At 32.7% G+C, this 24,055-nt stretch carries 20 protein-coding genes and 2 tRNA genes; 11 read left to right on the top strand and 11 right to left on the bottom strand.

The features are described from left to right. The first annotated feature begins 48 nt into the window (after positions 1 to 48). The 3 genes from PO830_RS10365 to PO830_RS10355 all read left to right on the top strand — a co-directional run bounded on the left by PO830_RS10365 (position 49) and on the right by PO830_RS10355 (position 2,084). Positions 49 to 1,221, top strand: coding sequence for a trans-sulfuration enzyme family protein (locus PO830_RS10365; RefSeq protein WP_272853493.1), 1,173 nt, complete (start codon positions 49 to 51; stop codon positions 1,219 to 1,221). Then, on the top strand, positions 1,218 to 1,934 hold the full coding sequence (gene bshB1, locus PO830_RS10360) for a bacillithiol biosynthesis deacetylase BshB1 (RefSeq protein WP_272853492.1): 717 nt from the start codon (positions 1,218 to 1,220) through the stop codon (positions 1,932 to 1,934). Before PO830_RS10365 ends, bshB1 begins: the two co-directional genes overlap by 4 nt. A 74-nt stretch (positions 1,935 to 2,008) precedes the next feature. Continuing rightward, positions 2,009 to 2,084 (top strand) — tRNA-His (locus tag PO830_RS10355). Positions 2,085 to 2,166: 82 nt separating this feature from the next. Here PO830_RS10355 and PO830_RS10350 read toward each other — a convergent pair. Together PO830_RS10350 and PO830_RS10345 are read right to left on the bottom strand one after the other, a co-directional pair. Further along, positions 2,167 to 3,177, bottom strand: a complete 1,011-nt coding sequence (locus PO830_RS10350; RefSeq protein WP_272853491.1) for a M28 family metallopeptidase — start codon at positions 3,175 to 3,177, stop codon at positions 2,167 to 2,169. 129 nt (positions 3,178 to 3,306) lie between these two features. Continuing rightward, positions 3,307 to 3,795 (bottom strand): ferritin-like domain-containing protein, encoded by a 489-nt coding sequence (locus PO830_RS10345; RefSeq protein WP_272853490.1) that lies wholly within the window; start codon positions 3,793 to 3,795, stop codon positions 3,307 to 3,309. A 205-nt stretch (positions 3,796 to 4,000) separates the two neighbouring features. On the opposite strand from PO830_RS10345, the gene PO830_RS10340 reads away from it, so the two are divergent. Further along, positions 4,001 to 4,085 (top strand) — tRNA-Ser (locus PO830_RS10340). Positions 4,086 to 4,171: 86 nt separating this feature from the next. Here the strand turns inward: PO830_RS10340 and PO830_RS10335 are convergent. After that, positions 4,172 to 4,549, bottom strand: coding sequence for a hypothetical protein (locus PO830_RS10335; protein ID WP_272853489.1), 378 nt, complete (start codon positions 4,547 to 4,549; stop codon positions 4,172 to 4,174). A 691-nt stretch (positions 4,550 to 5,240) separates the two neighbouring features. Here PO830_RS10335 and PO830_RS10330 point away from each other — a divergent pair. From PO830_RS10330 to PO830_RS10305, 6 genes are all read left to right on the top strand, one after another. Then, positions 5,241 to 5,432: a helix-turn-helix transcriptional regulator gene (locus PO830_RS10330; RefSeq protein WP_272853488.1), complete on the top strand. Its 192-nt coding sequence runs from the start codon at positions 5,241 to 5,243 to the stop codon at positions 5,430 to 5,432. Positions 5,433 to 5,446: 14 nt separating this feature from the next. Next, positions 5,447 to 8,692 (top strand): helicase-related protein, encoded by a 3,246-nt coding sequence (locus tag PO830_RS10325; protein ID WP_272853487.1) that lies wholly within the window; start codon positions 5,447 to 5,449, stop codon positions 8,690 to 8,692. Positions 8,693 to 8,694: 2 nt separating this feature from the next. Then, positions 8,695 to 12,327 carry an Eco57I restriction-modification methylase domain-containing protein gene (locus PO830_RS10320; RefSeq protein WP_272853486.1) on the top strand — a complete coding sequence of 1,211 codons (3,633 nt, stop codon included), beginning with the start codon at positions 8,695 to 8,697 and terminating at the stop codon, positions 12,325 to 12,327. Between the two features lie 3 nt (positions 12,328 to 12,330). Then, positions 12,331 to 14,310: an McrB family protein gene (locus PO830_RS10315; protein WP_272853485.1), complete on the top strand. Its 1,980-nt coding sequence runs from the start codon at positions 12,331 to 12,333 to the stop codon at positions 14,308 to 14,310. Beyond that, positions 14,310 to 15,578 carry a 5-methylcytosine restriction system specificity protein McrC gene (locus tag PO830_RS10310; RefSeq protein ID WP_272853484.1) on the top strand — a complete coding sequence of 423 codons (1,269 nt, stop codon included), beginning with the start codon at positions 14,310 to 14,312 and terminating at the stop codon, positions 15,576 to 15,578. The genes PO830_RS10315 and PO830_RS10310 overlap by 1 nt, the downstream gene beginning before the upstream one ends. A gap of 67 nt (positions 15,579 to 15,645) precedes the next feature. Further along, the gene (locus PO830_RS10305; RefSeq protein ID WP_272853483.1) at positions 15,646 to 17,466 is read left to right on the top strand and encodes an AAA family ATPase; all 1,821 of its coding nucleotides are present in this window, start codon (positions 15,646 to 15,648) and stop codon (positions 17,464 to 17,466) included. A gap of 652 nt (positions 17,467 to 18,118) precedes the next feature. Here the strand turns inward: PO830_RS10305 and PO830_RS10300 are convergent. The 3 genes from PO830_RS10300 to PO830_RS10290 all read right to left on the bottom strand — a co-directional run bounded on the left by PO830_RS10300 (position 18,119) and on the right by PO830_RS10290 (position 19,258). Further along, complete coding sequence (locus PO830_RS10300) at positions 18,119 to 18,568, bottom strand: JAB domain-containing protein (protein ID WP_272853482.1); 450 nt, start codon at positions 18,566 to 18,568, stop codon at positions 18,119 to 18,121. A 71-nt stretch (positions 18,569 to 18,639) separates the two neighbouring features. Beyond that, positions 18,640 to 18,825 (bottom strand): hypothetical protein, encoded by a 186-nt coding sequence (locus PO830_RS10295; RefSeq protein WP_272853481.1) that lies wholly within the window; start codon positions 18,823 to 18,825, stop codon positions 18,640 to 18,642. Position 18,826: 1 nt separating this feature from the next. Next, positions 18,827 to 19,258 carry a lipocalin family protein gene (locus tag PO830_RS10290; protein ID WP_272853480.1) on the bottom strand — a complete coding sequence of 144 codons (432 nt, stop codon included), beginning with the start codon at positions 19,256 to 19,258 and terminating at the stop codon, positions 18,827 to 18,829. A 102-nt stretch (positions 19,259 to 19,360) separates the two neighbouring features. Here PO830_RS10290 and PO830_RS10285 point away from each other — a divergent pair, with 102 nt between their 5' ends. After that, complete coding sequence (locus PO830_RS10285) at positions 19,361 to 19,594, top strand: helix-turn-helix domain-containing protein (RefSeq protein WP_272853479.1); 234 nt, start codon at positions 19,361 to 19,363, stop codon at positions 19,592 to 19,594. Here the strand turns inward: PO830_RS10285 and PO830_RS10280 are convergent. The 5 genes from PO830_RS10280 to PO830_RS10260 form a co-directional block, all read right to left on the bottom strand. Next, the gene (locus tag PO830_RS10280; RefSeq protein ID WP_272853478.1) at positions 19,584 to 20,294 is read right to left on the bottom strand and encodes a hypothetical protein; all 711 of its coding nucleotides are present in this window, start codon (positions 20,292 to 20,294) and stop codon (positions 19,584 to 19,586) included. The genes PO830_RS10285 and PO830_RS10280 overlap by 11 nt on opposite strands. Positions 20,295 to 20,439: 145 nt before the next feature. Continuing rightward, positions 20,440 to 21,210: an AAA family ATPase gene (locus PO830_RS10275; RefSeq protein WP_272853477.1), complete on the bottom strand. Its 771-nt coding sequence runs from the start codon at positions 21,208 to 21,210 to the stop codon at positions 20,440 to 20,442. Positions 21,211 to 21,473: 263 nt separating this feature from the next. After that, the gene (locus tag PO830_RS10270) at positions 21,474 to 21,770 is read right to left on the bottom strand and encodes a helix-turn-helix domain-containing protein (protein WP_272853476.1); all 297 of its coding nucleotides are present in this window, start codon (positions 21,768 to 21,770) and stop codon (positions 21,474 to 21,476) included. 105 nt (positions 21,771 to 21,875) lie between these two features. After that, complete coding sequence (locus tag PO830_RS10265; protein ID WP_272853475.1) at positions 21,876 to 22,772, bottom strand: hypothetical protein; 897 nt, start codon at positions 22,770 to 22,772, stop codon at positions 21,876 to 21,878. Beyond that, the gene (locus PO830_RS10260) at positions 22,760 to 24,007 is read right to left on the bottom strand and encodes a tyrosine-type recombinase/integrase (protein ID WP_272853474.1); all 1,248 of its coding nucleotides are present in this window, start codon (positions 24,005 to 24,007) and stop codon (positions 22,760 to 22,762) included. Before PO830_RS10260 ends, PO830_RS10265 begins: the two co-directional genes overlap by 13 nt. Positions 24,008 to 24,055 lie beyond the last annotated feature (48 nt).

Below are 24,055 nucleotides of genomic sequence, written 5' to 3'. Positions count from 1 at the left end.
AGAACCGCAGCGAATTTAATACCTTAGTACGATCAAAAGTACTTGCTTATGAAGCCTAAAAAAAGAGGAATTAACACCATCTGCACGCATGTAGGTGAAGTTGCTGACACGCAATTTAAAGGGGCTGTTTCTCCCTTGTTTATGTCGAGTAGTTATGCCTATGAAGACGTTGCTGTGAAGCGCTACCCGCGCTATTTTAACACCCCAAATCAAGAAGCCTTGGGCCGAAAAATCGCGGCGCTTGAAGAGAAGGAGGTGGGAATGTTGTTTGGAAGCGGCATGGCTGCGGTAAGTGCTTGTTTGTTATCTTTTTTGCATCAGGGAGACCATGTGGTGGTACAGCACGATATTTACGGCGGAACGTATAATTTTATCGTTGAGGAATTTGAGAAGTACGGGATTTCGTATGACTTTTCAGAGGGGTTGAGCCAAGAAGGCTTTGCCGCTAAGATCAATGAGCGAACGAAGGTGATTTATGTGGAAACACCAAGCAATCCATTAATGCGCATTGTCGATCTGGAAATGATCAACGAGTTGGCTAAAGCCCACGGCTTGGTGAGTATGATCGATAACACCTTTGCCAGTCCGATTAATCAGCGACCTGGAGATTTCGGAATGGATATCGTGATACACAGCGCCACAAAGTATATGGGTGGTCACAGCGATATCTGTGCCGGGGCCGTGGCAGCTTCCGAAGCGCATATGGATACCATTTGGAATTTCGCGAAGAATACGGGAGGAAGCCTTAGCGATTATACGGTTTGGTTGCTGGAACGCAGCATGAAAACCATGGCTATTCGTGTAAAAGCGCAGAATAAAAATGCAAAGCGAATGGCAAAATGGCTTGACGCGCACAGTTTGATCAAGAAAGTGTATTATCCCGGCCTAAAAAGTCATTCTAATTACGCCCTGGCGAAAAAGCAAATGAAGGGATATACGGGGATGCTTTCTTTTGAATTACTTCCGGAACTCGATCCTAAAAAGTTCATGAAACAACTACAACTTATTAAACCTTCCATGAGTTTAGCGGGAGTGGAGTCTACTATACTATCACCCGCCGAGACATCACACGCGTTGCTCACTCCTGAAGCGAGGGCTGCGCAGGGTATTTCAGATGGCTTACTGCGGTTTTCGGTAGGAATAGAAGAAGCTAAAGATTTGCAAGTCGATATTTCGCAAGCCTTGGAGTCGGTTACAAAACGACAAAAAATAGCCTTATGAAATTAGATATATTGGCCATTGGCGCCCACCCCGACGATGTAGAAATGAGTTGTGGGGCAACCTTGGCGAAGGAGATTTCGCGTGGCAAGAAAGTTGGGATTTTAGACCTCACCCGTGGTGAGTTGGGAACCCGTGGCACGCCAGAAATACGTGAGAAAGAAGCCGCGGCTGCCGCTGAAATTTTAGGCGTGGAAGTGCGAGAAAACCTTCAATTAGATGATGGTTTTTTTAACGATGATAAAGATTCGCAACTCGCCGTCATTGAGATTATTCGGAAATACCAACCCGAAATTATTTTAGCAAATGCTGTCGATGATCGTCATATTGATCATGGTAGGGCGGCGGAATTGGTGCGGAATGCCTGTTTTTTAAGCGGACTCCGAAAGATTGAAACCGTACTGGACGGAAACGATCAGAAACCCTGGCGACCCAAACAGTTGTACCATTACATTCAGTGGAAGGAGCTCACGCCGGATATTGTTTTCGATGTTAGCGGATTTATGGAGGTCAAAATGAAAGCGGTGATGGCCTACAAAAGTCAGTTTTACGATAAGAATTCCAAAGAGCCGGAAACGCCCATCTCTTCAAAAAATGCGACAGATAGTTTGCGATACCGGAATCAAAACTTGGGTAGGCTTATTGGTACAGAAGCGGGAGAGGGCTTTACGAAGAGTCGAATCCTGGCGGTTTCTTCTGTATTCGATCTCATTTAATTTTTTGTTTCAGCTATTGCGGAAACTTATGAAATGCGCTATATTTGCATCCGCTTTTTAAATGAAAGCGAAATGGTGGTTGTAGCTCAGTTGGTTAGAGCGCTGGATTGTGGTTCCAGAGGTCGCCGGTTCGAACCCGGTCTTCCACCCAAAAGTAAAGCTTCTCTGTTTGGAGAAGCTTTTTTTGTGTCTTACGGTTTTATAAAAACCTTAGTGAAGAGGGTAATACGCGCTATAATTTATCGGCGGTGATTCGTCCTTCCCGATTGGCAATTTCCCAGGCGGTTAAGAAAATAAGCCGTGCACGCTTCGCCATCAACTCGTATTCAATCTTATCGGGGGTATCTGTGGGTTTGTGATAATCTTCGTGAACCCCGTTAAAGTAGAAGATGATAGGAATGTTATTCTTAGCAAAGTTGTAATGGTCACTACGGTAATAAAAACGATTGGGATCGTTTTCATCATTATAGGTGTAATCTAATTCTAAGTTGATGTATTTTTCATTGATTTGTTCCGATACATCGTGAAGCTCCTGACTTAGTTTATCGCTTCCGATGAGGTAAATATAATTTGGATTGTCTTTTTTGTCGGGATCAATTCTTCCAATCATATCGGTATTTAAGTTACAAACAGTGTTCTCTAGTGGATACAGGGGATTCTCGGTGTAGTATTTCGAACCATAGAGTCCGATTTCCTCTCCGGTAACGTGCAAGAATAGGATGGAACGTTTGGGTCCATTACCTTCTTTAACAGCTTGCTGAAATGCTTCCGCCATTTCCAACATACTTACCGTTCCGCTTCCGTCGTCATCCGCACCATTGTAAATGGCTCCATTTTCGTCTACTCCAACATGGTCATAGTGGGCGGAAAGTACAATAACTTCATCGGGCTTTTCAGATCCTTTAATAAAGGCGACCACGTTTTCAGAAGCGCTGTTATTCCGCGAACGCGAAAAATAGGAAGCCGGAATTTCTTGAAAATAATCGGTTTCATTTTCAGGCGCTTTAATCCCCTGGGCGGTGTAAAAATCCTTTAAATAATTTGCCGCCATTTTTTGTCCTTCCGTTCCCGTCATGCGCCCTTGCATTTCATCGCTGGCAAAGGTGTAGAGATGGGTTTTAAGTTCTTCAGAAGTTATGGTGTTGGCGTAATCGGTGTTTGTTTTTTTTGCCGTGGCCGCAGTTTGAGCCGTGTTGCAAGATACTGCAGCTAATGCTACAGCGATCAAAAAGTAGATCTTCATATAAAAATTTTTAAGCAATAAAAGGTAAATATACAGCAAGTGGTTGGGTAGCACCAATTTTTGAGAGATTTTTAAGAAAAGAAAAATCCCGATAGGAATATCGGGATTTTAAAGATGAATTAGTGGCAATTACTCATTCCAATTATCGGCAAGGTCTTCTAGCGACTTCACCGTGTTTAATGTATTTTGAATGGTGCTCTTCTGCGCCTGAAGTACTTGTTCCAGTCCAGGTTCGAAGCGATTCTTGGTGAGTACCTCTTCATACTCCTCGACGCTCGCTTTTTCACCGCGAATGCATTCTTCTAGCAAGGCTTCATCGTTGTTGAAACTTAATGCCGACTTTACATCCATCCAGGTTCGGTGCAATTTTCCAGTGGCGCTTCCGCTTTCTTTTGGGGTTTCGTTAATATTTCGAATTTCCTGATCGAGTTCAGTGGCGAATTTCTGCCGCTGTGCCGACTGATGTTTTAGGAAATTCTTGAGTTGTTCATTCTTGGCATTGGTCATGGCCTTTTTGTAGCCTTCCTCCGCGTCGTAATTCTTCTCAAGCAAGGCTTGAAGATTGTTATTCAAATTTTCATGAATATTTTCTTTGGCTTCTTCTCTCGTGGTTTTCATAACATTTGGTTTTTTAAATTTTCTACAATAAAAGTACAACCTCAATATGAGAGTTTCTCTTATAGAAGTATTAATTGAGACGGAATTAACGATGCCTGTTAAATTGTATTAAGATAGCTGCCTTCTGAAGACCCAAGAATTGCTCAAAAATTCTATGGAAGGATTTTTTTGAATAAGAAAAGGGTGTTATATTTGCCCCCGCATTGGAGGAATGGCAGAGTGGTCGAATGCGGCAGTCTTGAAAACTGTTGACCTTCACGGGTCCGGGGGTTCGAATCCCTCTTCCTCCGCAATAAACCCTGTAATTAATTGTATTACAGGGTTTTACTTTTTATGGGTTAAGTAGAGGTGTAAGTACAAGCTTTAAAATTAGATTCTACTCTGATTTATTTCTTCTCAAAATTGGAGCATAAACAAGCGTATATCCTAACCCAGCAAATGTTATTGAAGCCGTAATAGTTATCCCTAATGAAATAGTAGCATATAAAGAAAGTGCAAACAATAAAATATCTATTAACTTATTGCTTTTAACAGCAAGATATTTAAGATAACGGTTACTTTCAATAAGCGCAATCATTCCAGCGAGTATGATTATTCCGAAGAATATGTACGTTGCTATTGCAGCACCAAGCAATAGGCCGATAATGGTTAATAACCCATAGAATAAAATTCCCTTGCGTAATGAAGTACCTCTAGTTTTTGGGACTTTAATAGTGAGTAATTTTTTTAAGTTAATCAGAAATAAGAATTTCATTTTGATATTGCCTGTTTCCAGGACTTTATTAATTAAACAAATATTCTTTTTTCTGAATTTTTAAATTACTTATATGGCCTTAAAAAGACTCTCTTTTAAAAGTTCTAAAAAGAGTACCCCGTCCCCTAAAAACCCTTTGGGTACGGGGGGTAATTTACTGGTAAGTAACCGTCAGAGGTAATTTAAATTTTAATGATGAATTCTGTTATTAGTCAATTAGTAAAGTGCTAATAATAGTTTTGAAAAGGAGATGCTTTAAGTAAAAAAACTTTATAACTAAAATAAAAGATAAATTCAGGGATCTTCATTTAAAACATTGCTGTAAGTAAGTAAATTACTCGAATATTCAGATCTAGTATAGAAATAAAAATATATTTTAAATCCAAAATTTACGGAATAACAAGAAATATTAGAAGATCTAAAGTCAGAATTTAGGTGGTAATTCCTAGTAAGTCTCCACATTCGAATATTAAAAAATCAAATTTATACAAAACATTAGTCCAACGATTAAGATATCGTAGTTATTCCCTTTTCAATTTTACTGAACGAAACTTCTTTAATATTTTTTCTATCTATTATATTTTCAATGTAAAGCTTCTATAATATCATTCTTAATCTCATTGTAAAAACATAACGCAAAACAGTATATTTCTATAAAGTAAATCCTATATTTATTGTTCAATTTTCCCTTATGAATCGCATTAAAGAAGTTTTAGAAGAAAAAGGCATAAAACAAGTCTGGTTAGCAGATAAGTTAGGTAAGAGTTTTAACACCGTAAATGGCTATGTGCAAAACCGCACCCAACCAAGTCTTGAAGTACTGTATGAGATATCAGAAATTTTAAACGTAAAGGCTAGTGACCTTTTAATAGAAAATCAATAGAAGCAAATAAGAATATGTCAAATTTAGACCAAACAGACTTAACGTTTTTCACTAATGAAGAAGGCCATAGTTTATTAAATAGATTCAAATCAACTTTACGTGATACACAGTTATTTGATGTGTTAGTTGGTTATTTCAGGTTAAGTGGTTTTCATAGATTATATGATTCCCTTGAACCTTTAGAGAAAATTAGAATACTGGTAGGGTTAAATGTAGATAAGGACTCTTACGATATTATTTCACATAATCAAGAAATGGCGATGTTGGATTTAGAATCACATAAAAGAACCAAGAAAGTATATCAAAAGAATTTACTCGAAGAAATTGAAGATACTGAAGAACCTGAAAACAAACTACAAGAGGGTATTGAAAAATTCATAGCTTTTTTAAACGCAGATTGTTCAGATCCCGAAATAGATAAAGCTTATCACGGTAATGGTAAAAAATTAGAAATAAGAGCATATCCATCTAAAAACATTCACGCTAAAGTGTATATCGGAAAGTTTAAACCAGAAGATAGAGACTACGGATTTGTTATTACAGGTTCGAGTAACTTTTCTGAATCTGGCTTAATTGCAAATCGTGAATTTAATGTAGAGTTAAGAACAAAACGGGATGTATTATTTGCTGAAGACCAATTCAATAAACTATGGGCTGAGTCTGTTGATATTTCAGAAGATTTTATAGATACTATTGAAAATAAAACGTGGTTAAGTGAAAATATCACGCCTTATGAATTGTACTTAAAGTTAATTTACGAATATCTTGAAGAAGATATAAATTTAGAAGATGAGTTCGACCCATTTTTACCTGATGGGTTTATGAAACTTAAATACCAAAGTCAAGCGGCCATACAAGCGAAAAAAATATTAGATAGATATAATGGTGTGTTTTTAGCTGATGTAGTAGGACTTGGTAAAACATTCATTACGGCCCTATTATTACAACAATTATTAGGTAGAACTTTAGTAATCTGTCCACCTGTATTAAAAGAATATTGGAAAGACTCTCTTTTTGATTTTGGTATTAGAAGTTTTGAGGTTGAATCATTAGGAAAGCTAACTCATATTTTAAAAAAGGGAACAGAACGATACGATTATATCGTGGTAGATGAAGCGCATAGGTTTAGAAATGAAGGTACACAAGCTTATGCAGACTTATTGGAAATTTGTAATAACAAAAAAGTAATTCTTGTTACTGCAACACCTCTCAACAATACCATTAACGATATTTTTGCCCAACTTAAATTATTCCAATCACCAAAAAATTCAACAATTCCAGGAGTAGTAAATCTTGAAAAATACTTTGCAGGTTTACGAACAAGATTGAATAAGGTAGATAAAGCAGACCCAGAATACAAGCATCTTATTAAAGAAATATCTGATGATATTCGTAACAATGTATTGCGTTATGTAATGGTAAGGCGAACACGTAATGATGTCATGACCTACTTTCAAAATGATATGCAAAAACAAGGTTTAGTATTTCCAACTCTTAACGATCCAAGCAAAATTGTCTATCAATATGAAGGAAATTTAGAAATCATTTTTAAATCTACCATTCAACAGCTATTAGAGTTTACTTATGCCCGTTATACGCCTTTATTATTTTACAAGGGAAATAAGCAATTAACGGAATTTGAAAAGCAACAACAACGAAACGTTGGTGGCTTTATGAAAGGTATTCTCGTAAAACGATTAGAGAGTAGTTTTTATGCCTTCAGAATGAGTATTAACCGTTTTATTAAGTCTTATGAGAATTTTATCGATATGTACAAATCAGGTACTATCTACATAAGTAAAAAAGTAGATGTATATGATTTATTGGAAAACGATGATATTGATAAACTAGAAGAGTTGGTAAATGAAGATAAGGCTCATAAATACAAATCAGAAGATTTTACACAGAATTATCCTGACTTACTTCAAAAAGATCTCGATATTCTAAAAGGTATAAAAGAGTTATGGTCAACAGTTAATGAAGACCCAAAACTAGAAAAGTTTATTCAAGACTTAAAAAAAGATAAAACACTTAAAAAAAGCAAACTTGTCATCTTTACGGAATCCAAAGAAACAGGAGATTACTTATATGAAGCCTTATTACAAGAATTTCCAGAAAAGGTAATGTTCTTTTCAAGTAAAGGTGGTAGACATACTAACGATACCTTACTATCTAATCACAATGTGTCAAGAGATATTATCCAATGTAATTTCGACCCTAATCGAAAAAAGAAAGACCAAGTTAACAATATTCAAATTTTAATAACTACAGATATTTTAGCAGAAGGTATAAACTTACATCGTTCAAATGTATTGGTGAATTATGATTTACCTTGGAACCCAACACGTGTATTACAACGTGCGGGTCGTGTAAATCGTTTAGGTAGTGCATTTGACTTTGTATATATCTACAACTTTTTTCCAACAACACATTCCGATGCGCATTTAGGACTAGAAGTTAACATCACGAATAAAATTCAAATGTTTCACGATATTTTAGGAGAAGATGCTAAATATTTAAGTGATGGTGAGGAGTTTGGTAGTCAAGAGTTATTCAACACCTTAAATAATAAAAAGGCTTATTCAGGAGAAGATGAGGTAGGTGATTCCGAGTTGAAATATTTAGAAATCATTAGAAACATCAGAGATAACGAAGCAGACTTATTCGAGCGTATTAAAAAGCTACCAAAAAAGGCTCGTAGTGGTTTTAATAATAATGATGTTGAATTACAGACAATGCTAACTTTTTTCCGTATTGGCAAACTCAAAAAGTTCTATCAGTTTCAAAGTGGTAAATCCAATGAGGTGACGTTCTTTGATGCTGTTCAAGAATTAGAATGTACACCAAAAACGCCAAGAGCCAAAGTCCCTGAAAACTTCTTTACAATGTTGCAAACCAACAGGGCGAAATTTACGCTAGATACCACATCCAAAGAAGAAACAGGTGGTAATAAAGGACGTTCTAATGCTAAATACATTGAAGACCGCATCATAAAAGATAAGCTATTTAAAAACTTTAAAGGCTTTACCGAAACCGACGAAGAATTTATAGCAGCAGTAAGGGCAACGCTTAAAGAAGGTAAAATGGCAAAGAAAACCGCTCAAATTGTAAAAAAAGAATTAGAAAAAGTGATAGAACCTTTACAAGTGTTGCAAGTATTACGCAAGTATGGTCGTATTCAATTGGATATAACCAACAAAGACAATAAAAAATTTCAGAAAAGAGAAGTCATTCTTTCAGGATATATTACCAATAAGTAATTATGGATAAAAATTCAGCTATTAACCTAATTGATAAAACGTTTAACAATGCGTTTGATGAAGCACAGTTTACAAACTTCATACAAAACCTATTAAACGACTTTGAAATAAAACAGAATAAATATAGTGGCAATACCATTTGGGAAGACCAACGCGACCACGTAAGCTACTACAAACGCATTGGTAAATACATAGATCCAGAAGGGGAAGCTTTAGATGTCTTGATTGTTCAAGTAAAGAATGTCTCTAAACTGGAAAGAGCCAGAACAGCATTACGAAACTTTGTGATTAAGCATCTTAATAATTTTGAGAAAGATTATGCTTTAGTAGCGTTTTATTCTAAAGAAGACGATGGGTTCGATTGGCGTTTTTCTTTTATAAAAATGGAACATCAATCCTATTTAGATGAAGAAAAGCAAAAAGTAAAAATGCGTAAGGAGTTTACACCTGCAAAACGTTATTCCTTTCTAGTTGGTAAATACGAGAAATCGCATACCGCAAAAACGCAATTATTACCGCTTTTACAAAACATTGCGAATAATCCAACCATTTCAGAGTTAGAAAAAGCGTTTAGTATAGAACGTGTAACCGATGAGTTTTTTGAACAATACAAAAGTTTATACATTAAAGTCTATGAGTATTTTGAAAAACAAGATTTATCTATTTTTCAAGACAGCCAATTAGATGCGTCAGGCTTTACCAAAAAGTTATTAGGCCAAATTGTATTCTTATACTTTTTACAGAAAAAAGGTTGGTTAGGTGTACCAAGAAATGAACGTTGGGGGTTTGGTGACAAACACTTTGTGCAAAAACTTTTTGAAAAGGCACAACAAGAAAATCTTAATTTCTTTAAAGACTATTTACAATACTTGTTTTATGAAGCATTGGCAAAAGAACGTGATAACGACAATTCGTTTTACCCACGTTTCAACTGTCGTATTCCATTTTTAAATGGAGGACTTTTTGAAGCACAGTACGATTGGCAAAACGCCAATTTCGTTATTCCTACCGAGTTATTTCGTAATGATGAAAAAAACAAATCTGGAGACATAGGTACAGGGATTCTCGATGTGTTTGACCGTTACAACTTTACCATTAAAGAAGACGAACCGCTCGATAAAGAAGTGGCGGTTGACCCTGAAATGTTAGGGAAAGTCTTCGAAAATATGTTGGAGATTAAAGAACGTAAGAGTAAAGGAGCGTTCTATACACCTCGTGAAATTGTACATTATATGTGTCAAGAAAGCTTAATACATTATTTAGATAATGCATTAAATAATTACAATAACACTTACCAAGAATTGGGTGATGACCAAACAAATATGTTTGGAAATCAAGGTAAAACAGGACAACAAACCATACAAGCTGAAACCAATGAAATTATTGTACCCAAAAAAGATATAGAACAATACATACGCGAAGGGCATTTAGCATTAGAAAACGATGTACGTGTGGCAGAGCGTGGTGAGACCAAAACCTATAAATTCTTATTGCCAGAAAGTGTACGTAACAATGCAGATTTTATAGATAAAAAACTAACCGAAATACGCATTTGCGACCCTGCTATTGGTTCTGGGGCATTTCCTGTTGGTTTGTTACACGAGTTGGTTACAGCGCAACTACTATTAAAACCACATTTAAGCAACAATTATTTAAAAGAAAAACTGCTAAAATTTGAACTTATAGAAAGCGAGCCTGCACTGAGCGAAGTCGAAGTGAGCGAAAGCCGTTATGTGTACCGCTTAAAAAAACACATCATACAAGAAAGTATTTATGGTGTAGATATAGACCGTTCTGCGATAGATATTGCACGTTTACGTTTATGGCTCTCTTTGGTGGTAGATGAAGATGATTTAGAACCTATAGAAACTTTACCAAACCTCGATTATAAAATTGTTTGTGGTAATTCTTTAGTTGGTTTACCACCACAAGGTGCGGATAGATACCCAACTTTAAAAGATGAATTAGAAACTTTAAAGAAGAAGTTTTATAAAGAAACTAATGAAAAAGAAAAGAAATCTTTACGCAAAAGAATCAATGACAAGATACAAACGGTTTTAAAAACTGCCGAAGATTTTGAAGGTTACACTATAGACTTTGACTTTGAATTGTTCTTTTCTGAAGTATGGAAAAAAAAAGGTGGGTTTGATGTTATAATTGGTAATCCCCCTTACTTATCAATTTCTAAAGTTGATTACAAAGATATTTTAAAAGAAATAAAGTACGAGACTTTTGTATCAACCGGAGATCTGTATGTTTTGTTTTATGAAAATTGCTTTAGAAAACTCAAGAATAGAGGGAATTTAAATCTAATAACATCAAACAAATGGATTAATGCTTCTTATGGTAAAAAATCAAGAAATTTCTTTTCAACAAAAACAAACCCAATCCTTTTAATTGATTTTGCAAAAGTTAGAATATTTCCAAATGCTACGGTATTCGTGAATATATTAATGCTTGAAAACAGTTTTCCAGAAAAAAAGGTCAAAGCCGTTGCTATGCAGGGAGATAAATTACCAAATGTTTCACTCGCCACTTACTTTTTAAACAATAGCGTTAAAATTAGATTAGATGGTGAACAAGTATGGAAAATTGGTACAGAAGAAGAAATCCGTATTAATAGAATAATTGAAAGTAAAGGAACAAAACTTTTAAGATGGCATAAATTAGAATTTTTTCGTGGCATAACAACAGGATATAATAAGGCATTTCATTTTAATGAAGATGTAAAAGATGAATTGATAAAAAAAGAACCAAAAGCCAACAAGTATATATATCCTTTATTAAGAGGGAAGGATATTAAAAGATGGAAATACGAGTATGATGATAATTATATGTTATTTATTCCTTGGCATTTTCCATTGCAGGATGATTTATCAATAACAAAGGCCTCACAGAAGGCTGAAGTGGCTTTTAAAAATGATTATCCTTATTTGTATAATTATTTAGAAGGTTTTAAAAATGAATTATCTGATAGAAATAAAAGTGAGACAGGTATAAGATATGAATGGTATGCATTACAAAGATATGGTTCAAACTATTGGAATGAATTTTTGAATGAAAAGATTGTATGGATTGAAATTTCGAACAAAGCAAATTTCGCTTATGATTCAGAATCTCATTTCTTGACTAATTCAGCCTATTTCATTTCTGGAGATAATTTAAAGTATTTAACAGGGGTTTTAAATTCTTCTGTTTCGGATTATTACTTTTTCCAAATTACCGCAAAAATTGCAGGTGGCAGAAAACGCTATACCAAACAGTATGTTGAGCAGATTCCTATTCCTCAAATAAAAAAAGAAGAGCAAAAACCTTATGAAGTTTTAGTTGATTATGTTATTTCATCAAAATCTTTAAACCAAAATGAGGAATTTAGTTTTTATGAGTTACTCTTGGATTCTATTGTGTTTGAACTTTATTTTCAAGAAGAATTTCAATCCGCCAACAAATCCATTCTAAAACACCTTTCTGACCTCAAACCTATTAGAGAAGGTATGAGTGAAGAGGAAAAATTAGGCATTATACAGAGCGAATATGAGCGGTTGTACCACCCAGATCATCCGGTGCGTTTTGCTATTGAAACCCTAGATAGTATAGAAGAGGTACGTATTATTAGAGAGGCTTTAAAATCGTAATCAATGAAATCTAATATTACCTATTACGATTGGATACCTTATTTTAAAGCTGTAGCTATTAAAATGTTTGAGATTAGTAAAGACAAGAGTAACCGTGACTCATTGTTACTTAATCTTGCTAATGAACTATTTGAGGAGGGCACAGCAATATTGAATTTTTCAATAACAGATCCGTTTTCAATTATTTATTCTATAGCTCAAAAAAACACAAAAAATCAAAGAAAATATATTTTTGAAAGCATTAAAGCGGTTTGTGGTTTAGAAGAAAATTTACCAACCGATTTTATTTTCCCAACGCCTACCCCTAATACAAAAAGTCTGTTTTTTTTTAATGGGCACTATGTAGATGGCGAAGGTATAGATATTGGAAATGATTGTTTATGGAATTTATTTCATCAAGTGTATAATGGGGAAGAAATAAATAACGATGATTTTTTAAAGGTATTAGCGCTAAAAAATGTTGGAGTAACAAAGCTAACACAAGCAATGTTTTTAATAAATCCAAACGAGTATATGCCCTTTGATACTCAAATGAATAAGCTTCCTGTTGATTCATTAGATAATTTAAAATTAATATCCTTACAAATTGAAGAAGATGGCATACTGCCTTACTACGATGTTTTAAGCATATTAAAAAGTAACTTTCCAGGATGTTATTACTACGAAATTAATTTACTCAACTACCTACTTAATACAACCTCAGGAGAGCAGTTAAGGGTTTCTAATACCTATTGTCAAGTAAGCAGTAATGCTCAAGGTCAAAACGAAGGCGATTATTTTGATGATTTTGTAAACAAAAATGGTGTTTATACAGGAAGTGCATTTTTAAATGAACATACAAAATATCCTTTACAAGATTATAAACCAGGTGACGTGGTTTTGGTAAGAAGAGGCACTAAACGACTAGGGGGTATTGGTTTAATAGTAAATAATGAGTACTTACCCAATGGCTATGATGACGATTTAATGATTAAAATTATATGGTTAGTTAAAGACAACCGTAAAATTCAATCTACAGCGTTAGGACAATGGGATGGTTTTAGTCATGCAACAGCTAATACTGTTGATAGGTTTAAAGAATGTTACCCCGAAACTTTCAAAATATTAGATTACATAAGAAATAAGCAAAAAACTATGTTAAATCATTCAGCAGTAAAGTTTAAGAATTTAATTCTTCAAGGACCACCAGGTACAGGAAAAACAAGATTAGCCAAACAAATAGCAGAATGGTTAACTGATGAAACGTCAGATAAAGAAAAATCGATTCTTGAAGCAATCGAAAACAAGATGTTTAATAAAGAACCAGAAGTTGAAGACAACCCTTATGTAGAGATTATTCAATTTCATCCATCATACACTTATGATGATTTTGTTAGAGGTGTTAAAGTAAATGTTGTTGATGAAAAAATATCTTATGATGTTGAAAATAAAATCCTTGGTCAAATGGCTTTCGAAGCAGCTAAACCAGAAAATCAGGATAAAGCTTTTGTGCTTATTATAGACGAAATCAATAGGGCAAACCTAAACAGTGTGTTAGGTGAGTTAATTTATGCTTTAGAATATAGGGGTAAAATGGTAAACAGTATGTACAAAACAGAACAGGGTTATGGTATAACCATTCCTCATAATTTGTATGTAATTGGTACTATGAATACAGCAGACAGAAGTGTTAGCCATTTAGATTATGCAATACGTAGAAGATTTACCTTTATACCAGTGCCAGTAAATGATCAGGTAATAACTAATTTGGAAGCTAAAAAGGTTTTCAACGTTATTAGAAATATTGTAAAAAATAATATTTCTCCTGAATTTGATGTAAATGATATTCAAGTAGGTCATAGTTATTTTCTGGTTGAAGGAAAAGATCTGTATTACAAAACAAAATATGAAGTGATACCATTATTAAATGAGTATGTTAATGATGGGATACTGTTACCTTCCGCAGAAGATGAAATAAAGAAGTTATTGGCAAATAATTTTTAATGAATGCTAAAAAAATAAATATTAAAGAGCATTCGTATTCCTACGAATTTAATGAAGAGGAATTAATTGACTTATTAAAAAACCCAAATCAATTAATAGAAGAAATTAATCTTGAAAAAGGGTTTGTAAAAACAGGATATTTTATTGGTATTTCTAGGTTAGGTTCAACTCAAAATATTATAAATGTAACCCCTAAATTAGATACAGAATCAAGTAAAATCAATTACCTGTCAATGTTATCAAAAGGGATGCAACATCCTGAAATGGCTAGTTTTGGTAAAGATTTATTTTTTGTGGATCTGGATGCTAAACCTATAAAAGTTAAACAAGATCAAGATTTAATTACACCGTTAATTATTGTAAGCTTTTTACAGCTGCTTTCTATAATAGTAAGAAAAGGGTTGAGAAAGAGTTATTATAGAGTCGAAAAAAATATTTACGGAAATGTAAGAGGTAAAATATTGGTGTCTAAAACCATTAAACAAAACCTGTTTAGAAATAAGAATCTATATACCTATTGTGCATATGAAGAATTTGGTGTTGACAGCCCTGAAAACCGAATTTTAAAAAAAGCATTATTGTTTTCAATTAAGTATTTAAAGTCATTCAAAACCCTAGAAAATAAATTTGAACCATTAATTAATTACATTTCACCAGCATTTAAAACAGTTAATTCAAGTATATCAATATCTGAAATTAAGCACTTTAAAAACGATAATTTTTTTCCGGAATACAATAGAGGTTTAGAATTAGCTAAAATGATTATAAAGAGGTTTGGTTATAATATAAATTCAATCTCTAACAATCAAGACGTAAATGTCTATCCATATTGGATAGATATGCCTAAACTATTTGAGTTTTATGTATTAGGTATATTAAAAGAAGAATTTGGTCGAAAAGATATAGTTTTTCAATTCAGTGCAAATTATGGAGAGTTAGATTATCTACGAATCACAGAAGGTAAAGAACTAGTAATTGATGCAAAATACAAGAATCTATATGTGAATAATAATTATGAAATTGATGATATTAGACAATTAAGTGGTTATGCAAGAGATAAAAAGACATTATCTAAAACCAATATAAAATCGGAGTTCTGGAAGTCAACATTATTAAATTGTTTAATAGTTTTTCCTGATCAAACGAGTGATATTCTAGAAAGTTTTGAAAGCAAACTTTTTCTCAATCCAATAAGTCAGTTTGAAAATTTCTATAAAGTCGGTGTTAAAATACCAACAAAAGATATAATTCGAAATGAGCCATTATGAATATTAATACCAATCTAAATTACAATTGCAGAGTTTCAATTGATTAATAAAAATAAAATTTAAGCGTATGAAAATACAAAATATAACCATTAACAAATACAAAGCTTTTCAGCGTTCAGAGATACTTGCTATTGGTAGTAAAAATGTATTTATCTATGGTGAAAATGGTAGTGGTAAAAGTTCTGTTTATTACGCGCTTAAAGATTTCTTTCAATCGAGTGTTGAGAATATCAATATGGCAAATTTGCGCAATTTATACTTAACCGATGGGCTAACAGATTGCGCTATTGAAGTGGAATTTGACAATAATACAACTAATTCATTATCTGATTCTGGAAGAGATACAAATATTCCAAGCATAATAGATGCAAATCGTTTAAAAAGTTTCGTGACTTACAAACATCTTTTAGGTGTTCATAACGTAAAGTTGGATAATGAGTTAAATATTTTTGATTTAGTAATAAAAGGGGTATTAAAACATTATAAATCACAAACAGTTACAGGGGGTGTAGAGCTAGGTAAATTGTGGAGTGATTTGTTAGCAGAAAGTAAAATTCCTTATGGGAGTGGTAAATATTATCACGCAACTAAAAAACGTAAAGCTGTTGAAGTAAAAGCTGTTGCTTTCAATAATGCATTAGACAGATTGTTTTTTACAGGAGGTAGTGATTACTTGGGTCCTGTGGTAAATAAAATTTTAAATACTTTAATTCCTGGTTTAGAAATAAATTTTTTAAGACATCGAATAAATGTTGATCAGAAAGGTGAGTTAAGTAAACCTAAAATAGCATTACTAATTTCTTCTAACGGAACTTCTTTAGATACTCATTATCCTCATTTTTCATTAAATGAAGCAAAACTATCAGCTATTGCTATTAGTATATTTTTAGGGGCAATAGTACGTCAATCAAGTTTTTCACAAGACATTAAAATATTGTTTTTAGATGATATTCTTATTGGTTTAGATAATGAACACCGTTTAAAATTGATAAAACTTTTAAAAGAACCAGAGTTTCAAGACTTTCAAATTTTCATCACCACTTATGACAGGCACTGGTATGAAGTAGCAAAGGTTCAATTAACCGATTGGAAATTTCTAGAATTTTACAAGGGGTCTAGTGGTCCAGAAATTAATGATAATGTAAAATCAGATATAGAAAAGGCTGTTGTATATAAAAATAGTTATGATTACCCTGCTGCAGCTAATGCATTGAGAAAAGTTCTTGAAAAAACGTTAAAAGAAAAACTTCCCGAAACCTATACTTTAAGCGAAGAGGTTAAAGGCTTGTTAAAACCACCTAAATTAGACACATTAATAAATCGTTTGAAAGAGTATTATAAAGAGTTAGAATTAGAAATACCGAACTCAATTATTGATGGATTAAAAACGTATAAAACAGTTTTGTTAAACCCGATGTCGCACGATGATGTAGAAAGTCCAATTTACAAAAATGATATTGAGGCAGCATTTAAGTTAGTTGATGATTTACAGAAAATTGATTTACCTACAAGAGAAGTAGTGATAGAAAAGAATAAAGTATTCACTATTGATTTACCTGCCATTTCTTATACCGCTGAAATTATAACGGCTAATAATATTTACAAAATCAATAACGATGGTGCGGTTACATTTTCGTCTCCAGATTTTACATTTATTTCTTGGTCTAGACAAGGAGTGAATAATGCTAAAATGACTGGTAATCCTCCTCAAGAATATTCCAAAGCTGAATGGCTAAATGTGCTCTCCAAAGGACCATATAAGATTGATAAAATACTTGTTTCATTAAATATTTCTTTTACTAATGTAGGACTACCTAATATTCCTTTAGATGATTTGAAAAACGCAATGACTTGTGATGGTAAAACTCTAACACAATGGTTGGTATAAAATGAATAAAGAAGTATTAATTAAGAATTATAATATTAATATAAAGTTTAAGAGTATTTGTATTGGTCTAAATCAGAGGTTATAGTAAAACTTCAAGGGTTTCAAAATCAATTAATTCAAGACAAAAACATTTATTTAAGTGCAGCAGTATCAGAATGTGAAATAATTTTGAGCGGACAAGTAGAACCATCATTAAAGATAGAATTTATTAACTACCCAAATTTTCATTAGATGAAAAGAAATTTAAGGAAAGTGTTTTGTTTCTAACAAAAAGGTTAATGAAAGAGTTAAATCAAAATAGAATAATTGTTTTATTTTACAATGAAATTGTAATGCTGGAAGATAATCCAGAAATAGATCTTAGAATTTTAGTTAAATAAATTCCCTCAAAACAAAACCCAGTTTTTTCGTGCCTCAAAATCCTCTGTCTTTTGTTTTGTTCCGCTTTCCAACGTGCTTGTAATTTTTGGTCAATAATATCGCGAGCGCGTTGTTTAGCATTTTGATTGGCTGTGATAAATAAATATTAATCCTACCAATTATTTAGAATTAAAAAAAAATAAAACTTGGGGAGTTTAATTGGTAAATATACTCGCTTAGGTGTATTATATATAATTTTTCAAAAGAAAGTAATTATTTGAGCTATAATAAACTATAAATTATGGATTCCATCATCTTTAAAACTTACATACCCTTGATTGGTAATTATTAAATTATCCAAATAACTGATATCGTGAAACTGTGCAACTTTCTCTATTTTTTTGTAAATCTGTATATCAGATTGAGATGGCTTTAATATTGAGCTAGGGTGGTTGTGTACTGTAATAAATGCTACTGCAGCACTTTTCAATAAAATGGCAAACAAAATCCGTAAATCAACTATGGTTCCTGTATAGCCACCTTTTGATAAAGTATAAATTCCTAAAACTTCATTAGAATTATTTAAAAGGACTACTTTAAATTCTTCAAATAGTTCTATCGTATCACTATTCCAATTACTCTTTATAACTTTATAAGCGGTAAGACTACTTTTTATTTTTAAAGTATTTGATAGCTTAGAAGGCTTGTAAACTATTTCTATTTCTGAGATATTGTGTATCATAATGTTTGTGTATAAAAAAAGGGGAAGCTTAATTGCTTCCCCTTTTGGGTTAATAATAATTATAAATTTATCTATTCTTTGTTTTTCTTTTTTGATTTACTGCTAACTAAAATAATGGCAATTAAACCTAATAAGCCTACTGGCATAAATTCACCAATGGCTGCTGCAGTATTTCCATAAAATTTTGCATCTAGGTAATTATTGAATGCAAAAAAGAACCAAACTAAAAGAACAATACCTATAACTTTCTTCAACATATTATTTAATTAAAATAGTTGTTCTGTCATAGTCACTTTCTGGAATTATCAATCGCCACCTCAACTCGTCTTCATTGAGATTTACTATTTCAAAATCCATTTCATTAGGTCCATTAGGATCAAAATCATCGTAATGAATTGTAAGAGTATTTTCAGTACGCTGCCAAGTTCCTGTTTCTTCTCCATCCTTAAAACAAGGAATACCAGAAGATTCAACGTGATAAGAAAACAAGAATGTGCCATCTTCATAAAAGATGCGCTCATCCATTTTTTCACAATCTGAAACAACTGGGTTTTCCCCATTATTGTTGATATGTTCATTGACATACCAAACTCCCAATAACAAATCTAGTGGGGTTTCATTTTTTGAATTGTCTTTTGAGCAATTCAATAATAACAAGGCCAAAAAGACCAGTACAAAGGAATTTTTCATATTTAATATAATTAAATTAACACCTTGGGGAGTTTCCCCAAAGATAGAAATTATGGCACACGTGCCATAATATTTTACATAGATTGTACCGACTTTAGCTCGGTGAGTAAATCTGAGTTAGACAAAAAATTTATTGAAGCTTTTGGTGACAATCTTAGAAAAGTTCGCCATGAGAGAGATATGAGTATGGAGGATTTAGCCCACGCCTCAGAATTAGAATATTCTCAAATAAGTAGAATCGAAAGAGGTATTATCAATACTAAGATTACTACTGTAAATGCCATTGCCAAAGGACTTAAAATAAGCCCGAAACAACTTTTTGATTTTAAGAAATAGCATCCTCTATTTTGCTTAAAGCTGGAACAATTTTTATACTACTTCTACAATTCTCCATTTTTTTCGAAACAGAAAAGAATTCAAATCTTTTAAAATAATCTGTGCTTCTTTTCCGGAACTTAAATTTCTGCTTTCCATTATCATCAACCTTTTCTGAACTAGTTTCATAAACTAACTCTAACCGAAAATTTCTAGGGATATTAGAATTGCTATCAGGAACGAATTCAACTAATCTAAAAGGATTTTCTTTAGGATCTGGAGAATTTAAACTACTGGTAAAAATGGTTCCGAGATAATTATCATTAGGATTAAGTTCCTTTTTATCTTTGGTTTTTATTTTATAGGCTAGTAAGGGAGATATTGAAACATTAAGTTCAACACTCATCGTATTAGGAATATCTTTTTTGACTTGTAAAACTCCTGTTCGAGTTTTTGTATTAACATTTAACAAGCAATAGCTTATTGTTGTTAGATGAATACTTGAAAGGTATTCTTCAACAACCTGATCAACTTTTTCAAAAAAGATTTTATCATCAATTAAAATATGAATATGTTTTAAAGGAAATTTCTTTTTTACCTCATCAAGTAAAATATCTATAGAAGGTAAATTCCAAAAAAGTAAATTTACTTCTTCAATTGAAGCTACATAGCCTCGGTCAGTTAGGACAATAACAATGTCCTCATTAAGAATAGTTCTCATGATTTAAATGCCTATTTCTAGGACTTTATTGGTTAATAAAATAAATGATTGCTCAATAATTATTGAGCATAAAGAAAGGAGGAACCATACAGGTACCTCCTTATTACTTTTAATGTTTTTTTGAGCCTATACAATCACACCCCCTTTAGGGGGGGTGTGATGTATGGCCTAAAAGATTAGGAATTCCATCTTGATTTATGGAAAACTTAAGTTCAGGTAAACATATATCTCTAGAAACTTTTGTTCTAAGTGATAATTTATTCTCACTTTTTTCAACAAGAAATACGTTTTCTGATTTTTGATTGAGAAAAGATCCAAGGTGACCTTTGGCATCTTTTGAACTTTTTGTGATATGAATGACTGTACATATGTGACAATTTTGTTCAAGAGATTTAGCCATAAGTATATTTACAATTTTAGAAGCTTCATGCTCGTCATTGTATGATTCGACCAGATCAGCAATACCATCGATAATTACTAACGATGTGTCTGGATAACTCTCAATACCAGCTTTTATGAGTTCCAAACGTTTTGATACGCTCTTATTCCTCAATGCAAATGCTTTAAAGTTGGTTTGCTGTTGTCTAATTTCAGCTATTTTACAAATACGCTCGATACACTTTTTTGAATGATATATTGACTGTTCTGTATCGAAGTATAATATGCCTGGGAACTTGCAGTCTGTTTTGAAGTATGCATTACTAGGGTTTGCTTGCATGCAGATAGCAGTTAGATAAGAAAGAATCATTGTTTTACCGCTTTTAGGAGCTCCAGATATGGTTGAGATATTACCTCTTGTAAAAATGGGAACGTTATCAAAAGCTAATAACGGAGGAGGATTCGGGATATCAACTGTAAAGGGTTGTATTAAGCATGATTCTAATTCTGATTTTATATTGAGTTTAGACTTTTTCATCTTCTATTGATTTAAATTTTTTAATTGCATCGTTAATGCTCAGGCAGGTCCAAGCCCATTTTCCAAATGCTTTTGAGTTTGGATAAGAAATAAGTGCGAAACGCCGATTTATTCGTTTTTTGAATACTTCATAGTACTTAGTACTACCAGAGTCTACTTCGTAGATGTATGCTCGTTTCGCATACCTAATTTGAGTAAATCCAAAGCCTTTGACTTCTCCTTTGCCAATGAATCTCTTCTTTAGGTTTTGAATTTCTATGGTTCTACATAGATCCATTTCGTTTATACTTAAAGGATTTGACTTCGGCAAGGGACTCATGGAAGGACGACCTCTCAATCATATGCCGTCTACCAATCTTTAGAGATTTTATCAGACCTCTTTTAATATAGTTGTAAACCGTCAGTTCTGTAACTGCTAATATTTTACTGATTTGCTGTACAGTTAAATATTCTGGTTTGTCGCTTGCACCATATTGCTTGAGTTTAGCATCAAGAGTATCTTCGAGCAATCGACAGAACTCTTCTTTAGATATGCTTTCAATGGAAATGAATGTTGACATTGTAACTAGATTTAAATTAACAATGCCAAAATTGAAATTTTGTGTTATATATTTGGTTGTACAAGTTGTGTACAACTAAAAAAATCTATAATTGATTTTTGTTAGCTATAGAAAATAAATTACTTTTCTATACTTAGATTGGTCAAAATCATTTCTGAAATCAGAAAAAGCTCCACTTAAAGCTTGTTGGGTATAACCTATGTTGAAAGTATAACTTAGAGATGCAGCCATTTGTTTTTCTGTAGTTCCATTCTTCAATACATTATTTCGTTTGAATAGAAATAATATCGCTGCCATCGTTTTTCCAGGTGATACACCTTCATTCTTGAAAAACTCTTCAATCAGATCAAAAGTGTCATCTTCTTCAATAGCAGTTATTAACTTGTTCAGGATAAGTATTTCAATCATATCATGATATTTATCTTCCAATCGAAATAGAGATTTCAAAGGTTTGATTATTTCTCCTTCTTTTGATTGCCTTATTAATTCATAGGTAAAAAAACTTAGGAGTTGTTGTTCGGCGAATGATCTAATATCTGTAATGAAAAGAAGTGATCCTATAGAGTTTTTAAACATATAAGTCTTTTCTATTAGTATTGTGAGAATATCTTGAATTGAACCTTTGCCAGAATAAAATTCATGCAATGCGATTCGCAAGTGTTCAGAAATTTCAAAATATTGCTCACTCTTTCTGTTTTCATATTTAATTCGTTCTACAGCTTGGTTATCCTCAAAGTACCTAGCAACAATTCGATTCATTCTTCTTTCATGATTCTTTTTTGCTTTAATACTTGATTCAATTAATAACTCATCAATAATATTTTGGTAATGTTCTCTTAGTTTGACTCTACTTAATTGAGTAAGGAGTTTACTTGCAAAATTTTCTGCCTTTCTATCCTCAGATGAAGGAAACATACCAATAAGACCTGGCTGATAATGTCTACGAAACGCACCAAAATTAAATTCGATAAATTCCTTTAATGAATTCATTAAATGCTCCATACTGATTTCATGAATTCTGCCTTTTCTTCTTCGTTAGGCTTGTAGTATTTATTAAAAATTTCAAGGCTTTTATGGCCTGTATAGCTCATAATTACCTTATCTGGTATCTTTTTGTTCTTCATGATAGTTATGAAGCTACGCCTTGCCGTATGGCTTGAAATTCGTTTATAAAGAGGCATTACTTTTTCAATAACCTTATTTCCAATTTTAGAAGTCTTTTTAACATCCTGTGTATATTCCAATTTTTCAAAAACTTCCTTGATGTAATCATTGAATTTTTGGTTTGCTATTTTGGGAAGTTTATAATCGTACTTTTCAAGTATAGCAAGTGAAAAGTCATTTAATGGAATTTGTAAAAGCTTGTTGGAATTCTTTTTATCACGAACATGTATATGCCCATTATACACATCACTTTTGTTGACAAGAGAGTAGTTACTGAAGCGCATACCAGTTGCGCATCCAAAAACAAATAAATCGCGAACACGCTGTAGTCTTCTGTTATTACTGAAGTCGTGCTCATAGACCTCCTTAACTTGGTTTAATGTTAAGGCAACTTCTTGGGTAACTTCTTTTTTAATATTCTTAAAGCTTTTGTAATCCTCTTTATATGTATAGTTATTTGTAAAGGCCCAGTTCATAAATGTTTTAAACAAGCCCATGTTTCTGCTCAAAGTATTTACGGCATGCTTTTTCTGAGTTACACAATAGTTAACTAATTCATTAAAGAAAGAATCATCAATTTGATTAAATCGAATCTCCTTATTTCTATACTCTTGAAAGTCTTCCAATAATTTTTTGTTATATGAATACCTTTTGATTGTGGTTTCACTATTAGCGTGATTTGATTGATCACTTTTTCGTTCTTCTAGAAAGAGTTCATATACTTCAAAGAATTGATTAGCTTTCTTTTTAGCGCGTTTAAATTCTTTGTTGAATTCTTTCTTTGTTTGATCAATAGTGAGCTCCTGATTTAAGATCTTAAATCGGTTGGCCAGTTCTATTAATTTATTCTGATATCTGTCTAATTGATGCTTAATCATTCGCATCTCATTAGCTTTAGCATTTCTACCTGTAAGATGTTTGGGTTGTCTTGACTCAAAATCCCAATCATCTGGGTGAATGATTTCTCCGGTAGAGTAAACCATTTTTTTATTTTCATTTTTAAAAAAGACAATAAATCTGATGGATGTAGGTCTATCTTTATTAGTATCTTTAAGATTGAATGTTGAACGCATATTAATAACGGGGTGTAAGTAGAGGTGTAAGTAATAGCATATTTAATG

The organism is Altibacter sp. HG106, assembly GCF_028561755.1.
In the GTDB taxonomy this organism is placed as follows: domain Bacteria; phylum Bacteroidota; class Bacteroidia; order Flavobacteriales; family Flavobacteriaceae; genus DFVG01.
This window is presented reverse-complemented; position numbering and strand designations above follow the sequence as displayed.

Bases quoted from the DNA above. Each gene is read 5' to 3' on its own strand.
- PO830_RS10365 (WP_272853493.1), top strand. From the start codon at position 49: ATGAAGCCTAAAAAAAGAGGAATTAACACCATCTGCACGCATGTAGGT.
- bshB1 (WP_272853492.1), top strand. From the start codon at position 1,218: ATGAAATTAGATATATTGGCCATTGGCGCCCACCCCGACGATGTAGAA.
- PO830_RS10350 (WP_272853491.1), bottom strand. From the start codon at position 3,177: ATGAAGATCTACTTTTTGATCGCTGTAGCATTAGCTGCAGTATCTTGC.
- PO830_RS10345 (WP_272853490.1), bottom strand. From the start codon at position 3,795: ATGAAAACCACGAGAGAAGAAGCCAAAGAAAATATTCATGAAAATTTG.
- PO830_RS10335 (WP_272853489.1), bottom strand. From the start codon at position 4,549: ATGAAATTCTTATTTCTGATTAACTTAAAAAAATTACTCACTATTAAA.
- PO830_RS10330 (WP_272853488.1), top strand. From the start codon at position 5,241: ATGAATCGCATTAAAGAAGTTTTAGAAGAAAAAGGCATAAAACAAGTC.
- PO830_RS10325 (WP_272853487.1), top strand. From the start codon at position 5,447: ATGTCAAATTTAGACCAAACAGACTTAACGTTTTTCACTAATGAAGAA.
- PO830_RS10320 (WP_272853486.1), top strand. From the start codon at position 8,695: ATGGATAAAAATTCAGCTATTAACCTAATTGATAAAACGTTTAACAAT.
- PO830_RS10315 (WP_272853485.1), top strand. From the start codon at position 12,331: ATGAAATCTAATATTACCTATTACGATTGGATACCTTATTTTAAAGCT.
- PO830_RS10310 (WP_272853484.1), top strand. From the start codon at position 14,310: ATGAATGCTAAAAAAATAAATATTAAAGAGCATTCGTATTCCTACGAA.
- PO830_RS10305 (WP_272853483.1), top strand. From the start codon at position 15,646: ATGAAAATACAAAATATAACCATTAACAAATACAAAGCTTTTCAGCGT.
- PO830_RS10300 (WP_272853482.1), bottom strand. From the start codon at position 18,568: ATGATACACAATATCTCAGAAATAGAAATAGTTTACAAGCCTTCTAAG.
- PO830_RS10295 (WP_272853481.1), bottom strand. From the start codon at position 18,825: ATGTTGAAGAAAGTTATAGGTATTGTTCTTTTAGTTTGGTTCTTTTTT.
- PO830_RS10290 (WP_272853480.1), bottom strand. From the start codon at position 19,258: ATGAAAAATTCCTTTGTACTGGTCTTTTTGGCCTTGTTATTATTGAAT.
- PO830_RS10280 (WP_272853478.1), bottom strand. From the start codon at position 20,294: ATGAGAACTATTCTTAATGAGGACATTGTTATTGTCCTAACTGACCGA.
- PO830_RS10275 (WP_272853477.1), bottom strand. From the start codon at position 21,210: ATGAAAAAGTCTAAACTCAATATAAAATCAGAATTAGAATCATGCTTA.
- PO830_RS10270 (WP_272853476.1), bottom strand. From the start codon at position 21,770: ATGTCAACATTCATTTCCATTGAAAGCATATCTAAAGAAGAGTTCTGT.
- PO830_RS10265 (WP_272853475.1), bottom strand. From the start codon at position 22,772: ATGGAGCATTTAATGAATTCATTAAAGGAATTTATCGAATTTAATTTT.
- PO830_RS10260 (WP_272853474.1), bottom strand. From the start codon at position 24,007: ATGCGTTCAACATTCAATCTTAAAGATACTAATAAAGATAGACCTACA.